Annotated in this window: 15 protein-coding genes and 2 tRNA genes; 10 read left to right on the plus strand and 7 right to left on the minus strand. The window is 62.6% G+C overall.

What is annotated here, in order from left to right; translation table 11 throughout:
- Positions 1-19 precede the first annotated feature (19 nt).
- From NKH17_RS21970 to NKH17_RS21985, 4 genes are all read left to right on the plus strand, one after another.
- Positions 20-1,189, plus strand: a complete 1,170-nt coding sequence (locus NKH17_RS21970) for a cystathionine beta-lyase (protein ID WP_352649731.1) — start codon at positions 20-22, stop codon at positions 1,187-1,189.
- A 245-nt stretch (positions 1,190-1,434) separates the two neighbouring features.
- Complete coding sequence (locus NKH17_RS21975; protein ID WP_352649732.1) at positions 1,435-2,106, plus strand: RNA polymerase sigma factor; 672 nt, start codon at positions 1,435-1,437, stop codon at positions 2,104-2,106.
- A gap of 104 nt (positions 2,107-2,210) precedes the next feature.
- The gene (locus tag NKH17_RS21980; RefSeq protein WP_352896809.1) at positions 2,211-2,735 is read left to right on the plus strand and encodes a DUF4142 domain-containing protein; all 525 of its coding nucleotides are present in this window, start codon (positions 2,211-2,213) and stop codon (positions 2,733-2,735) included.
- Between the two features lie 14 nt (positions 2,736-2,749).
- On the plus strand, positions 2,750-3,061 hold the full coding sequence (locus NKH17_RS21985; RefSeq protein ID WP_352649754.1) for a cupredoxin domain-containing protein: 312 nt from the start codon (positions 2,750-2,752) through the stop codon (positions 3,059-3,061).
- A 106-nt stretch (positions 3,062-3,167) separates the two neighbouring features.
- On the opposite strand, the gene NKH17_RS21990 is transcribed toward NKH17_RS21985, so the two are convergent.
- The 3 genes from NKH17_RS21990 to NKH17_RS22000 all read right to left on the minus strand — a co-directional run bounded on the left by NKH17_RS21990 (position 3,168) and on the right by NKH17_RS22000 (position 4,879).
- Positions 3,168-4,388 carry an anion transporter gene (locus NKH17_RS21990; RefSeq protein ID WP_352649734.1) on the minus strand — a complete coding sequence of 407 codons (1,221 nt, stop codon included), beginning with the start codon at positions 4,386-4,388 and terminating at the stop codon, positions 3,168-3,170.
- 58 nt (positions 4,389-4,446) lie between these two features.
- Positions 4,447-4,523: transfer RNA gene (locus tag NKH17_RS21995), tRNA-Arg, on the minus strand.
- A gap of 50 nt (positions 4,524-4,573) precedes the next feature.
- Positions 4,574-4,879, minus strand: coding sequence for an ETC complex I subunit (locus NKH17_RS22000; RefSeq protein ID WP_352479279.1), 306 nt, complete (start codon positions 4,877-4,879; stop codon positions 4,574-4,576).
- 160 nt (positions 4,880-5,039) lie between these two features.
- On the opposite strand from NKH17_RS22000, the gene NKH17_RS22005 reads away from it, so the two are divergent.
- Positions 5,040-5,116: transfer RNA gene (locus tag NKH17_RS22005), tRNA-Pro, on the plus strand.
- Positions 5,117-5,240: 124 nt separating this feature from the next.
- Here NKH17_RS22005 and NKH17_RS22010 read toward each other — a convergent pair.
- Complete coding sequence (locus NKH17_RS22010; protein ID WP_352689607.1) at positions 5,241-6,068, minus strand: alpha/beta fold hydrolase; 828 nt, start codon at positions 6,066-6,068, stop codon at positions 5,241-5,243.
- Between the two features lie 129 nt (positions 6,069-6,197).
- Between NKH17_RS22010 and NKH17_RS22015 the strand changes: the two genes are divergently transcribed.
- Entirely contained in the window at positions 6,198-7,199 is a 1,002-nt protein-coding gene (locus NKH17_RS22015) for a GlxA family transcriptional regulator (RefSeq protein WP_352896810.1), read from the plus strand.
- A gap of 198 nt (positions 7,200-7,397) precedes the next feature.
- On the opposite strand, the gene hdaA is transcribed toward NKH17_RS22015, so the two are convergent.
- Genes hdaA through NKH17_RS22030 form a run of 3 tightly spaced genes read right to left on the minus strand, consistent with a single transcriptional unit; the run spans position 7,398 to position 9,845 of the window.
- Complete coding sequence (hdaA, locus tag NKH17_RS22020) at positions 7,398-8,099, minus strand: DnaA regulatory inactivator HdaA (RefSeq protein ID WP_352896811.1); 702 nt, start codon at positions 8,097-8,099, stop codon at positions 7,398-7,400.
- 5 nt (positions 8,100-8,104) lie between these two features.
- A complete protein-coding gene (locus tag NKH17_RS22025) occupies positions 8,105-9,316 on the minus strand; it encodes an AI-2E family transporter (RefSeq protein WP_352896812.1) in 1,212 nt (403 codons plus the stop codon).
- A complete protein-coding gene (locus tag NKH17_RS22030; RefSeq protein ID WP_023677645.1) occupies positions 9,288-9,845 on the minus strand; it encodes a CDP-alcohol phosphatidyltransferase family protein in 558 nt (185 codons plus the stop codon). The genes NKH17_RS22025 and NKH17_RS22030 overlap by 29 nt, the downstream gene beginning before the upstream one ends.
- A 237-nt stretch (positions 9,846-10,082) precedes the next feature.
- Between NKH17_RS22030 and NKH17_RS22035 the strand changes: the two genes are divergently transcribed.
- The 4 genes from NKH17_RS22035 (at position 10,083) to NKH17_RS22050 (ending at position 13,125) form a co-directional block, all read left to right on the plus strand.
- Positions 10,083-10,739: a glutathione S-transferase family protein gene (locus NKH17_RS22035; protein WP_352896814.1), complete on the plus strand. Its 657-nt coding sequence runs from the start codon at positions 10,083-10,085 to the stop codon at positions 10,737-10,739.
- A gap of 235 nt (positions 10,740-10,974) precedes the next feature.
- Positions 10,975-12,039: a phosphoribosylformylglycinamidine cyclo-ligase gene (gene purM, locus NKH17_RS22040; protein WP_352896816.1), complete on the plus strand. Its 1,065-nt coding sequence runs from the start codon at positions 10,975-10,977 to the stop codon at positions 12,037-12,039.
- Positions 12,036-12,743: a phosphoribosylglycinamide formyltransferase gene (gene purN, locus NKH17_RS22045; protein ID WP_352802528.1), complete on the plus strand. Its 708-nt coding sequence runs from the start codon at positions 12,036-12,038 to the stop codon at positions 12,741-12,743. The genes purM and purN overlap by 4 nt, the downstream gene beginning before the upstream one ends.
- A gap of 49 nt (positions 12,744-12,792) precedes the next feature.
- Entirely contained in the window at positions 12,793-13,125 is a 333-nt protein-coding gene (locus NKH17_RS22050; protein ID WP_352802525.1) for a hypothetical protein, read from the plus strand.
- Positions 13,126-13,133 lie beyond the last annotated feature (8 nt).

A 13,133-nucleotide genomic window follows, 5' to 3' on the forward strand; every position in this document is an offset into this window, starting at 1 on the left:
ACCCATGGGACGAAAAGCAATGGCAAAAGACGGCAGCGAGATGGGCGTCAACACGCGGCTCGCCCATTCCGGCAACAACCCGCATGACTATTTCGGCTTCGTCAATCCGCCGGTGGTGCATGCCTCGACCGTGCTCTATCCCAATGCGGCGGCGATGGCTTCACGCAGCCAGAGATACACCTACGGCACGCGCGGCACGCCGACCACCGATGCGCTGAACAGCGCGATCGATGCGCTGGAAGGTTCGGCAGGCACGGTCGCGGTACCGTCCGGCCTGGCGGCGGTGACGCTGCCGCTGCTCGCCTTCCTGTCGGCCGGCGATCATCTGCTGATCGTCGATTCCGTTTATCATCCGACCCGCAACTTCGCCGACACGATGCTGAAGCGGCTGGGCATCGAGGTCGAGTATTACGAACCGCGCATCGGCGCCGGCATCGCGGCGCTGATCAAGCCCAACACCAAGGTGGTGTTCACCGAATCGCCGGCCTCCAACACTTTCGAGGTGCAGGACATACCGGCCATCGCCAAGGCAGCACATGCCGCCGGCGCCATCGTCATGATGGACAACACCTGGGCGACGCCGCTCTACTTCCGCCCGCTCGACCACGGCGTCGACATCTCGATCCACGCGGCGACGAAATACCCGGCCGGCCATTCCGACGTGCTGCTCGGCACGGTGTCGGCCAATGCAGCTTGCTGGAATCAGCTTTGCGAGACGTTCAACACGATGGGCTGCTGCGCCGGACCGGACGACGTCTACCAGGTGCTGCGCGGCCTGCGCACGATGGGCGTGCGGCTGGAGCATCATCAAAAGAGCGCGCTTTCCCTCGCCGGCTGGCTGGAGGATCAGCCCGGCGTAGCGCAGGTGCTGCATCCGGGGCTGCCCAGTCATCCCGACCACGCTATGTGGAAGCGCGATTTTTGCGGATCGAGCGGCATCTTCTCGATCGTTCTCGCGGGCGGCGGACAGAAGCAGCAGCACGCCTTCCTCGACGCGTTGAAGTTTTTCGGCCTCGGCTATTCCTGGGGCGGCTATGAGAGCCTTGCCGTGCCGGTATTTCTTGGCGACCGCACAATCGCCAAGGGCCCGTATGACGGGCCGCTGGTGCGCCTGCAGATCGGGCTCGAGGATGTCGAGGATTTGAAGGCCGACCTGGCGCGCGGGCTGGCGGCGGCCGCTGATGCCTGAGCCAGCACCATTCCAGACTGAGTCAGAAAATCGGCGTAACAGCCTGGAAAAATTGCGATCCTGAGCGATATCACGGCGACCGATCGGTCGACTCTACAAAACAGGGGCGGCAGTGTGGTGAAGGCGGTAGAATAGTCTCTGCCAGTCCTTGAAACGGATCGAGGTTGGCCGGCGGGATCGGTCGGGAACCTTTTGTCGGCCGATGCATCCAATGTCGCGATGAGAAGCCTATCAGGAGATCGGCCATGCCTGCTGCGTTGACGGCAACGCCCGCCGCTTCCGGCGATATGCAGCTTGTCGGCCGCGCGCTGGCACGTGATGGCGATGCATTTCGCACCATCATCAAGACGCACAACCAAAGGCTCTACCGCATCGCCCGCGGTGTTGTGCGGAACGACAGCGAGGCCGAGGACATCGTCCAGGAGGCGTATGTCAGCGCCTTTGCCCATCTCGAGTCCTTTCGCGGCGATGCCTCGCTCGCCACATGGCTGTCGCGTATCGTCATCAACGAAGCCCTCGGCCGCTTGCGCAAAAGGCGGCGAATGGTAGCGATGCCAGAAAACCCGCAAGCCGAAATCATCCGGTTTCCCTTCAATCCGAGCGACGATCCGGAGCGGACGATGGCGCAACGGCAGATCCTTGAGCTTGTCGAACGGGCAACCGACAGTCTTCCCGATGTCTACCGGATGGTGTTCGTGGCGCGCGTCATCGAGGGATTGAGCATCGAGGAAACCGCCGAACTGCTTGGCGTGCGACCAGAAACCATCAAGACCCGGCTGCACCGCGCCCGCGCGCTGGTGCGCAAGGCGCTGGACGACCAGATCGGCCCGGTGCTGCTCGACGCCTTTCCGTTCGCTGGCCGGCGCTGCGAACGGCTGACCAATGCCGTGATGCAGCGGCTTGGTCTTTCCGGATAGGCCGCACCGATTTTCGCGGGAACGTTTTCCCGTGACCTGCATCCAATGAGCATCACTGAAAACGAAGCCCGATGCAGTTCCGCGTCGGGGCGAAGGAGAGCATCATGTTTATTCGATCGACTACGGCACTGGCCGCAATTTTCCTGCTTGGCGCGGCGCCCTTGTCGCAAGCTGCCGACAAACCGACCGATCCGCAGATCGCACATATCGCCTACACAGCGGGCGTGCTCGACGTCGAGGCGGCCAAGCAGGCACTGAAGAAATCGAAGAACAAGGAGGTCGTGGACTTCGCCAAGGACATGGTGCGAGATCACGAGGCGGTCAACAAACAGGCTCTCGACCTGGTCAAGAAGCTCAAGGTCACGCCTGAGGATAATCCGACCAGCAAAGCGCTGACCAAGGCGGCGACCGAGGAACGTGCCAAGCTTGCCAAGCTCAAGGGCGCAGCGTTCGACAAGGCCTATGTCGCGAGCGAGGTGGCCTACCACAAACAGGTCAATGGCGCGCTCGAAACTCTGCTGATCCCGTCCGCCAGCAATGCCGAGCTGAAGAGCCTGCTGGAAACCGGCCTGAAAATATTCCAGGGCCACGAACAGCACGCCGAACACGTCGCCGGCATGCTGAAGTGAGGATCGAGCCAATGATGTCGCGGCGGCATCTGTGGGTTGCTCTGGCATTGGCTATGGGTGCCGCGCCGGCCAAGGCCGAAACCATCGAGGTGACGATCGAGAAGCTTGTGTTTTCGCCGGCGATGATCGAGGCGAAGGTCGGCGACACGATCAGGTGGGTAAACAAGGACGTGTTCTCCCACACGGCAACCGTCAACGGCGCCTGGGAAGTGATGATCCCGCCGAAGAAGGCGGCGAGCCTGACGGTAAAGAAGGCGGAATCGGTCGATTATTTCTGCCGCTTCCATCCCAACATGAAAGGCCATCTGACGGTGATATCGCCCTGACCGGCTAATGCATGCCGCGCAAAAGTGTGCAGCGGTTTTGCGACAACGACATGATGAAAAAGAGCCTAATGCGCGCCGCATGAGGTCGGTCGAATGCGACGCGCTTCTAGGCCGCCAGCCATGCCGTCCCGGCAAGAAGGGTGACCAGCGTCAACGGCAGGCCGACCTTGAAGAAGGCGATGAAGCCCAGCGGTTTGCCGGAGACCCGCGCGTGCTCGGCAACGATCAGATTGGCGACCGAGCCGAGCAACGTGAAATTGCCGGCCAGCGTCGAGCTCATGGCGACGACCAGCCAGGCCCGCTCGGGGTTTTCCAGTCCGGGCACGAACGGCTTCAGCGCCAGCACGGCCGGGACATTGCTCATGATGTTGGACAGCACCGCGGTGAAGCCGGACAGCCGCCACACATCATTCAGCCCAAGGTCTTTTGCCGAAGCGACGATGTCGGGCGTAAGCAGCGTCTTCTCGGCTCCGGCGACGACGATGAACAGCCCGGCGAACATGAACAGCAGCGGCCCATCGATCTCGCGATAGATGCGCTCAGGTTTGATGGCGCGGGTCAGCAACAGAATCGCGCCGCCGATCAGCGCCGCCTTGGCAACCGGAACGCCGGCAAAGAAGGCGATGGCCAAACCGATACAGACGACCACCGCCTTCAGCACCTGTCCCGGCAGCATGCGGCCTCGGTAGACTTCGGGGCTGAGCTCGGCCTTGCGCGAAAATTCGGCATGGTAAACGATGCGGACGATGACGATGACGGCGACGAGGCCGAACAGGGCCACCGGCGCAAGCGCCGCCGAGAAGGCCGGATAGGAAATCCCCGACAGGGCGCCGATGACCATGTTCTGCGGATTGCCGGTGATGGTCGCGACACTGCCGCAATTGGATGCGGTCGCCGTGGCGATCAGATAGGGAACCGGGTTGCGGTTGATGACGCGGGTGACATGGACGACGATCGGCGCCATGACCAGGCAGATAGCGTCGTTGACGAGGAATGCCGACAGGACGCCGGTCAACAGCGTCACCATCACCAGCAGCATGAATGGCGCATGCGCATGCTCGATGGCGAACCCGCCGAGCGCGCGGAAGGCGCCGGACACTTTCAGATGCGCCACGACGATCATCATGCCGAGCAGAAGCGTGATGGTGTCGAAGCTGATGGCGCGGTAGGCGTCTTCCATGTCGAGCGCGCCGATGGCGATCATCGCCGCGCCGCCGAGCAGTGCTATCCCTGCGCGGTCGAGGCGCAGCCCGGGTACCCTGCCGACGGCAACGCCGGCATAGGTCAGGACAAGGATCAGCAGCGCCGCCGCGCCCATCGCTGTCATGTGTTGGAAATCCTGTGCGACTGGCGAGTGAACCTGTCCGGAATGGACCTGAAGATATTGGCGATCCCGACAGGATTCGAACCTGTGACCATCGGCTTAGAAGGCCGGTGCTCTATCCAGCTGAGCTACGGGACCACTGGCCGGCCGCATGACCGGCGGATTGTGCTGGCAGGGCCGGTATGGGATCAATGCGTCCAGGGCGTCCTGCGGTCATAGCGGAAATTCTCCGCATAGGAAATCTGGCGGCGCTTGATTTCCTTCGGCTCCTCAACGCGGAAAGCCAGGCCTTCCTTCTCGGCATAGGCGACCGCCTCTTCTCTTGTGTCGAAGGTCAGCCTGATCTGGCTTCGCATGTCGCCGGACGTGGTGTAGCCCATCAGCGGATCGATCTTCTTGCGCTGCTCCGGATCGAACTCCAGCACCCAATGGCCGGTCTTGGCCTTGCCGGACTGCATCGCGGTTTTGGCTGGGCTGAAAATGCGGGCTGACATGACCACCTCATTGCTGGTTGCAAGCGCACGACCGCGACACCAGATTACTGTTCTCTGGCCATGCACTAGCCCGTCATTACTGCGCAATGCCGCCGGCAGCAAGGCCGATGGCTTTTTACGCTTGCTTTGGTGGGCTGAAATCACTAGGCAACAGACCGTTCGGAGTGTAGCGCAGCCTGGTAGCGCATCTGGTTTGGGACCAGAGGGTCGGGAGTTCGAATCTCTCCACTCCGACCATTCATCAAGCAAATCTCGTCGGCAGCGCAAGCGGATCACGCTCGAGCGTGTCTGCCGTCGCCGGTGATACGCAAGCGACGGACGGACAGCACGAGCCTGCGCTGCCCGTCCGATACGCAAGCCGTCAGCCCTGGATGAAGGCCAGCAGATCCGGATTGATGATCTCCGGATGGGTGGTGCACATGCCGTGCGGCAGGCCCTTGTAGACCTTGAGCGTGCCATGCTTCACCAGCTTGATCGCAAGCAGCGCGGAATCGGCGATCGGCACGATCTGGTCGTCGTCGCCGTGCATGATCAGGACGGGCACGTCGAGCTTCCTTAGATCGTCGGTGAAGTCGGTCTCGGAAAAGGCTTTGATGCAGTCGTAATGGGCCTTGGCTCCGCCCATCATGCCTTGGCGCCACCAATTGTCGACGGCGCCTTGCGAGACCTTGGCACCCTCGCGGTTGAAGCCATAAAACGGGCCGGCCGGCACATCCCTGTAGAACTGGGCGCGGTTAGCGGCCAGGGCGGCGCGAAAGCCGTCGAAGACTTCGATCGGCAAGCCGCCGGGGTTGCTGTCGGTCTTGAGCATAATCGGCGGCACGGCGCCGATCAGCACCGCCTTGGCAACACGGCCGCCGCCGCCATAAAGCGCGACGTAACGCGCCACCTCGCCGCCACCGGTCGAGTGGCCGATGTGGATCGCATCCCTGAGATCGAGATGCGCCGCCAGCGCCGCAACATCGGCGGCGTAGGTGTCCATCTCATTGCCGGTCGCGGTCTGCGACGAGCGGCCGTGGCCGCGGCGGTCATGTGCGATGACGCGGTAGCCCTTTTCGAGGAAGAACAGCATCTGGTTGTCCCAGTCGTCTGAGCTCAGCGGCCAGCCGTGATGGAACACGATCGGCTGGCCCTTGCCCCAATCCTTGTAGAAAATCTCGGTGCCGTCATGGGTGGTGAATGTGCTCATCGTCCTACTCCTTGATGGAAAAGTTGGGGGTAACAGGGAAGCTTTTAGCCCCCTCAGCTGGAAAAATTATAACAGTGCGGTCAGGGTGAGCATTGGCAAAACGGACATTCAACGTGGCAAAACTGACAAATGACGGCTGCGCGTGATCTGATCGAAATCGGCCTCGTCTTGTATCCCGGCGTGCAGGAAGCAGCCGTGCTCGGCCTGACCGATCTTTTCATGCTGGCAAACCGGCTGGCTGTCGAGCGGTCGCTGGACGCGTTGAGGCTTCGCGTCAGTCATTGGCAATTGGAGGACGCGGGCCACACCGTAGTCCGCACCTTCGACAGCGAGCCCGGCGCCGACAATGAACCAGCCATGGTTATCCTCCCGCCGACGTTGGGGGATCCGATCGCTCGGGAAGCAGCCGCGCCCTATGCCGGCTGGCTCAGGGATCGCCACACGGCAGGCGCGACGCTCGGTTCGGTCTGCGCCGGTGCCTTCGTGCTTGCCGAGACCGGCCTGTTGTCCGGTCGCGCCGCGACGACGCACTGGGCTTATCGCGACGCGCTGGCGCTACGCTTCCCAGACATCCTGCTCGACGCCGACAGGCTGGTCATCGACGATGGCGATATCATTACCGCCGGCGGCTACATGGCCTGGACCGATCTCGGCCTGAAGCTGGTGGACAGGGTGCTCGGGTCAGCCGTCATGATGGACACGGCGCGTTTCATGCTGGTCGATCCACCGGGCCGCGAGCAACGTTTTTACAGCCCGTTTGCGCCGCGATTGACCCATGACGACGAAGCGATCCTCAAGGTGCAGCATTGGCTGCAGGCGAACGGCGCCCGCGATGTGACGCTCGGTGCCATGGCCGAGCATGCAGGGCTGGAGGAGCGGACCTTTCTGCGACGCTTCCGCAACGCCACTGGCCTCAGGCCGACCGAATATTGTCAGCACCTGCGGGTCGGCAAGGCGCGCGAGATGCTGGAAACCACGATGCGATCGATCGACCAGATCGCCTGGGAGGTCGGCTATGACGATCCCGGCTCCTTCCGCAAGGTATTCGCCAGGATAACCGGCCTGGTGCCCGGCGATTATCGCCGGCGCTTTGGCGTGGAACGAGCCGCGATTGCCGGAGGTGAAAGTTGAGACCTGGCCGCCGCAATGGCGCTACCAGATGCATCTGACGGCAAGCTCGCCGGGCGAGAACCCCAACCACTCCATCCCGGCGAGCCTACTACCTGATTTGATACGCAATCAGGACCGGGATTAGCCGGCAAGCTCTTTCTTGCAAGACAGATGCCAGCCTTTTTTCCCAAAATGGGACGGCGGCCGAACTGGAATCCTCTAAATCGCGAACTCGCCCTGCCCTTCATCCATGGCGCTGACGGTCTCGGCTGCTAGGGCGCGGGTGATCGGCGTCTTGCGCTCGAGCGCGGCGCGGTCGAGCCGTTCGACCACCCGCATTGCGGTGGCCAGCGAGCGTTCGATGCGGCGCACCAGATATTGCACGACATGCGGCTCGACCTCGACCTGTCGATCGGCGAACAGCTTTGTGATGACGCCGGCCAGCAAGAGGTCGTCGGGCTCGTGGATCTCGACGGTAGCCGCCGCCTTCAGCCGCGATGCCAGGTCGGGCAGCCGGACGCCCCAGGCGGAGGGAAAGCGGCGCGCCGTCAACAGTAAGGTCGAGCCGGCGCCGCGCACCGCATTGATCAGGTGGAACAGACCGTGCTCGTCGACCGGGCCGGCATCGACATCGTCGATCAGGGCCGGATGCGCGCCGAGATTTTCGATGCAGTCGCCGATGCGGCCGGCCTCCACTTTCACCGCGTCGGCGCGGGTCCGCCAGATCGAGGCCAGATGGGTTTTTCCCGAGCCGGCCGGCCCGGCCAGCACGACAACCGGCGACGGCCAGTCCGGCCAGCGGTCGACAAGCGCCGCCGCCTGGCTGTTGGTGCTGGAGACGACGAGCTCGTCGCGCGAATAGCCGGTGCCGTGGCCTAGATCGAGCGGCAATTGGCGCGGCGGATCGATCTTGTCCGGCATCTGGCTCAACCGCGCGCGCCCCCGCGGCGGCGCACCTGCAGCGGCGGCACCGGCTCGTTGGCATGGCCCTTGTAGAGCGGCGATTCGAGATAGCGCGCGATGGCGAAGCGCACCAGAACGGCAACGGCGGCGGAAGCCGGAACGGCGATCAGCAGGCCGACGAAGCCGAACAGCGCGCCGAAGGCAAACAGCGCGAACATCAGCCACACAGGATGCAGGCCGACACTTTTGCCGACCAACCGCGGCTGCAGGATATTGCCCTCGATGAACTGGCCGACGAAGAACACCCCGGCCACCGCCGCGATCATGGTCCAGTCCGGCCAGAATTGGACGAAGGCGACGCCGACGGCCAGCACCAGGCCGGTCAGCGAGCCGACATAGGGGATGAACGAGATCAGCCCGGCAAACAGGCCGATGAGGATGCCGAAATTCAGGCCCGTCAACGTCAGGCCGGTGGCATACATGGCGCCCAGCACCAGGCACAGCGTGCCCTGTCCGCGCACGAAGCCGGCGGTTGCCGTGTTGATATCCCTGGCGATCGCCCTGACGGTCTTGACATAGTCGCGTGGCACCCAGCTGTCGACGATTGCCACCATGCGGTCCCAGTCGAGCAGCATGTAGAAGGCGACGACCGGCGTCACCACAAACAGGCTGACGACCGAGACCAGCGCAACGCCGGAGCTCCAGATCGAGGTGAAGACGGTGGTCAGGAGGCCGAAGCCGGAGGTCAGCAGCGAGTTCAAGCCTTCACGCAGGCCATTGGCGTCGACGCCGAATTTCTCTTCCAGCCATTTCGGGTCGAAGCTGGTGATCAGGCTCTGCAGCCGGGTCAGATAGTCCGGCAGCTTGCTGGCGAAATCAGCCATCTGCGAGGCGAGCACCGGAACCAGGATGACGACGGCCAGCACCAGGACGACGATAAAGGCGACGAGGATGACCACCGTCGCCATCAGCCTGGACAGGCCGAGACGCTCCAGCCGGTCGGCGACAGGGTCGAGGAAATAGGCGAGCACCATGCCGGCAACGAAGGGCAGAAGGATGCCGCTGAAGACGTAAAGGAAGACGGCGAGGATGATGGCGCTGACCAGCCAGAAGCGGATCTGCCGGCGAAACGACGCCGATGCCGCAGCCTCCGCTGCCGCGGCTTCGGCCTCGGCGTCGATGGACCGTTCGTCAGGTGCCCGATGTTCAGGTGCCGGGTGTGGAGCCTTCGCCATAGCCGCTCATATGCCTCAGCCAAGCCACGAGATAGGCCGCGGCCGAAGCCACGGTCAAGACCCCGGACAGCAATATGAGGGCCGGCCTCAGCGGATCGAGACGGATGTCGAAGGCCAGTTCGCCCAGCACCACTGCCGCCAGTACGATCTGAATCGCGGTGTTGGCCTTCGACACCAGGAGCGGCTTCATCTCAACCGGATGCGCCATGACGGTGGATAAAAGCACGGCGCAGACGATCAGTGCGTCGCGCGATACCATGGTAACGACCAGCCACAGCGGCAGTTCGCCGCTGAAGCCTAGGACCACGAAAACCGAGACCAGCAGCAGCTTGTCCGCCATCGGATCGAGATAGGCGCCGAGCCTGGAAAACTGATTGAAATGGCGGGCGATGAAGCCGTCGACGCCGTCGGAAATGCCGGCAATGAGGAAGCCGGCAAACGCCCAGTCCCAGCGTTCCTGCAGCATGGCCAGCACCACTGCCGGCACCAGCACGAAGCGCATGATCGTGATCATGTTAGGGATGGTCAAACGCATATCCCGTCGCTCTTGTTTGTCGATACATGATGGAGAAGGAGGGTTACGGCAAGTGAGAAGCGACACAGAAGCTGCCAATCACCCCTCGAGGGCGCCAGCAATGAAATAGGTCAAGACAAATGAAATAGGTCAAGACAGATGTCGATTTCGGGGAGGCTCATTCGTCTCACGATGGGAAGCCGAAGAATTCGCCCAGACCTTCCTGGACCGCGAGCAAGGAAAACGGACGCGATGACAATCACTATCACAGCTTTTGAACGATCGCCCGATGGCGGCAAGGGACTGGCGCGCGATACGCGCGTTCGCTGGGCGCTCGAAGAAGTGGGGCAGCCGTATGAGGTTCGTCTTGTTTCCTTTGCAGAAATGAAGGCGCCTGGCCATCTGGCCATCCATCCCTTCGGCCAGATCCCCACCTATGAGGAAGGTTCTCTCTCGCTGTTCGAAACCGGCTCGATCGTCTTTCACCTTGCTGAGCAGCATACGGGATTGCTGCCGAAGGATCGCAATGCCCGCGCGCGTGCGATCACGTGGATGTTTGCCGCACTTAACACCGTCGAGCCGCCGATCCTCGAATTAACGACGGCAAGAATATTCGAACGTGACATGCCTTGGAGCGAGGAGCGCTTGCCGTTGGTAAAGGACCGTGTTCGGGCTCGTCTGGACAAACTCTCGGCCTACTTAGGCGTCGCCGACTGGCTCGATGATACGTTCAGCGCGGGCGATTTATTGATGGTGTCAGTGCTGCTGCGACTAAGAATGTCCGGCATTTTGGACGAATATCAAAACTTGGCTGCCTATGTAGCGCGCGGGGAAGCACGGCCGGCTTATATCCGGGCTTTCACCGCGCAATTTGCGATCAACGCCTCATCAACCAGCATTACCTCATAAGCTGAGCCGACAGCAGGTCTTTCTCAAGCTCATCGATATCTGGAACCCGGTTGGGGTTTGATCTGGATGCGCAATGGTGCCGATCGGCAGGTCGGCGGACAGAGCCCTGGACAGCGCCTCCCTCTGGCCTGCCGGCCATCTCCCCCTCAAGTGGGGAGATCGGCAGTTTCAGCGCCGTTATCCTTGCGGACCGAAACCGTTCATGCGAAGAGCCCGAGAAAGCAGGGAAAGAGTAATGAGCAAGCGCAAGAACGGGCTCACCTATGCCGAAGCGGGCGTCGACATCGACGCCGGCAATCTCATGGTCGAGAAGATCAAGCCGCTGGTGCGCGCCACCCGCCGGCCGGGCGCCGATGGCGAGATCGGCGGTTTCGGCGGCCTGTTCGATCTCAAGGCAGCCGGCTTTACCGATCCGGTGCTGGTCGCCGCCAATGACGGCGTCGGCACCAAGCTGAAGATTGCCATCGATACCGGCAAGCATGACACGATCGGTATCGACCTCGTCGCCATGTGCGTCAACGACATCGTCGTGCAGGGCGCCGAACCGCTGTTCTTCCTCGACTATTTTGCCACCGGCAAGCTCGATCCCGATCAGGGCGCTTCGATCGTTGGCGGCATTGCCGCCGGCTGCCGGCAGGCCGGCTGCGCGCTGATCGGTGGCGAGACGGCGGAAATGCCCGGCATGTATCACGACAAGGACTACGACCTTGCCGGCTTTGCAGTCGGTGCCGCCGAACGCGGCCAGTTGCTGCCGACCGACGACATCGTCGAGGGCGACGTGCTGCTCGGCCTTGCCTCGTCGGGCCTGCATGCGAACGGCTTTTCGCTGGTCCGCCGTATCGTCGCGGTAAGCGGCCTTGGCTGGGGCGATCCGGCGCCGTTCAATGACGAGGCGACGCTGGCCGAGGCGCTGCTCGAGCCGACGCGCATCTACGTCAAGTCGATCCTCAAGGCGATCCGCAACACGCATGGCATCAAGGCGCTGGCCCATATCACCGGTGGCGGCTTTCCCGAAAACATCCCGCGCGTTCTGCCCAAGGATTTTTCGGCCGAGCTCGATCTCGGCGCCATCGAGGTGCCGCCGGTGTTTTCGTGGCTGGCCAAGACCGGTGGCGTCGCGCCGGAAGAGATGATGCGCACCTTCAATTGCGGCATCGGCATGATCCTGGTCGTCGCCTCGGGCCAGGCGGCGCAGGTCGCCGCCGTTCTGCAGGAGGCCGGCGAGACGGTGACGCCGATCGGCCAGATCGTGCCGCGCCGCGATGCCGGCGTCATCTATCGGGGCTCGATCGGCCTATGACCAGAAAACGCACCGTAGTGCTTATTTCGGGGCGCGGCTCCAACATGACGGCGCTGATCGCGGCGGCAAGCAACCCGGCCTATCCGGCCGAAATCGTCGGCGTCATCTCCGATCGCGCCAATGCCGCCGGCCTCGGTATCGCCGCGGCGCGCGGCATCGCCACCAAGGTGATTTCGCGCTCGGACCATGCCAGCAAGGAAGCGCATGACGGGGCGATCGACGCGGCCCTTGTCTCTTTTGGCGCCGAGATCGTCGCGCTGGCCGGCTATATGCGCATTCTCGGCGCGCGTTTCGTCGAGAAGTGGCAGGGCCGCATGGTCAACATCCACCCTGCCCTGCTGCCTGCCTTCAAGGGGCTGGATACACATGCGCGGGCGCTCCGCGCAGGCATGCGCATCCATGGCTGCACAGTGCATTTCGTCACGCTCGACATGGATGATGGGCCGATCATCGCCCAGGCCGCGGTGCCGGTGATGGTCGGCGACAATGAGGATACGCTGGCCGCGCGCGTGCTCAAGGCTGAGCACCAACTCTATCCGCTGGCGCTGGGGCTGGTCGCCGAAGGCAAGGCGCGGATGGAAGGCGGCCGCACGGTGTTTTCGCGCTTCGCCGACGATGCCGACAACGCCACGTCGGTGGTGATCGCGCCCGACCCGCTGCGCGAAGAGACCGATCTCGAGCACCTGGCGCGGATCACCCCGTAAGGGTCCGTCGAAAAAGCCAATAAATCGTCGGGTCGGCAGAAATAGACCAATGGACGTTTTCGACAGCGCGATCCGGACAAAGCGTGATCTGGCCGGCGTCTTCGAGTACGACGAGGCGGACCATCCGAAAACTGCCACGGCATATTTTTATCTCTGTCGGATCGAGGACGGGCGAGTAGGTCCTGTCGTTGGTGCAATTCACGTTCGATCGGGCGATTGGGCCATTACTGAAGCAGACATTTCGGTCAGATGGGATAAAGATGAACGGTGCGTAGGCCTGTTTATCTTTGGTGCGCTTTGGGCGAGTTTTGATGCCGTCACGGGTGCAAGACATGGCGGCGGATATGGGAAAGACTTTCAGCCGGACATCCCTTGGACTTGAATTTAATC

Source organism: Mesorhizobium sp. M1334, assembly GCF_040317995.1.
Classification (GTDB): Bacteria; Pseudomonadota; Alphaproteobacteria; order Rhizobiales; family Rhizobiaceae; genus Mesorhizobium.

Excerpts from the sequence above, each read along its gene's own strand:
- NKH17_RS22010 (WP_352689607.1), bottom strand. The coding sequence starts at position 6,068 with ATGAGCACATTCACCACCCATGACGGCACCGAGATTTTCTACAAGGAT.
- purM (WP_352896816.1), top strand. The coding sequence starts at position 10,975 with ATGAGCAAGCGCAAGAACGGGCTCACCTATGCCGAAGCGGGCGTCGAC.
- NKH17_RS21975 (WP_352649732.1), top strand. The coding sequence starts at position 1,435 with ATGCCTGCTGCGTTGACGGCAACGCCCGCCGCTTCCGGCGATATGCAG.
- purN (WP_352802528.1), top strand. The coding sequence starts at position 12,036 with ATGACCAGAAAACGCACCGTAGTGCTTATTTCGGGGCGCGGCTCCAAC.
- NKH17_RS21970 (WP_352649731.1), top strand. The coding sequence starts at position 20 with ATGGCAAAAGACGGCAGCGAGATGGGCGTCAACACGCGGCTCGCCCAT.
- NKH17_RS22025 (WP_352896812.1), bottom strand. The coding sequence starts at position 9,316 with ATGGCGAAGGCTCCACACCCGGCACCTGAACATCGGGCACCTGACGAA.
- hdaA (WP_352896811.1), bottom strand. The coding sequence starts at position 8,099 with ATGCCGGACAAGATCGATCCGCCGCGCCAATTGCCGCTCGATCTAGGC.
- NKH17_RS22015 (WP_352896810.1), top strand. The coding sequence starts at position 6,198 with ATGACGGCTGCGCGTGATCTGATCGAAATCGGCCTCGTCTTGTATCCC.
- NKH17_RS22050 (WP_352802525.1), top strand. The coding sequence starts at position 12,793 with ATGGACGTTTTCGACAGCGCGATCCGGACAAAGCGTGATCTGGCCGGC.
- NKH17_RS21980 (WP_352896809.1), top strand. The coding sequence starts at position 2,211 with ATGTTTATTCGATCGACTACGGCACTGGCCGCAATTTTCCTGCTTGGC.
- NKH17_RS22000 (WP_352479279.1), bottom strand. The coding sequence starts at position 4,879 with ATGTCAGCCCGCATTTTCAGCCCAGCCAAAACCGCGATGCAGTCCGGC.
- NKH17_RS22035 (WP_352896814.1), top strand. The coding sequence starts at position 10,083 with ATGACAATCACTATCACAGCTTTTGAACGATCGCCCGATGGCGGCAAG.
- NKH17_RS21990 (WP_352649734.1), bottom strand. The coding sequence starts at position 4,388 with ATGACAGCGATGGGCGCGGCGGCGCTGCTGATCCTTGTCCTGACCTAT.
- NKH17_RS21985 (WP_352649754.1), top strand. The coding sequence starts at position 2,750 with ATGTCGCGGCGGCATCTGTGGGTTGCTCTGGCATTGGCTATGGGTGCC.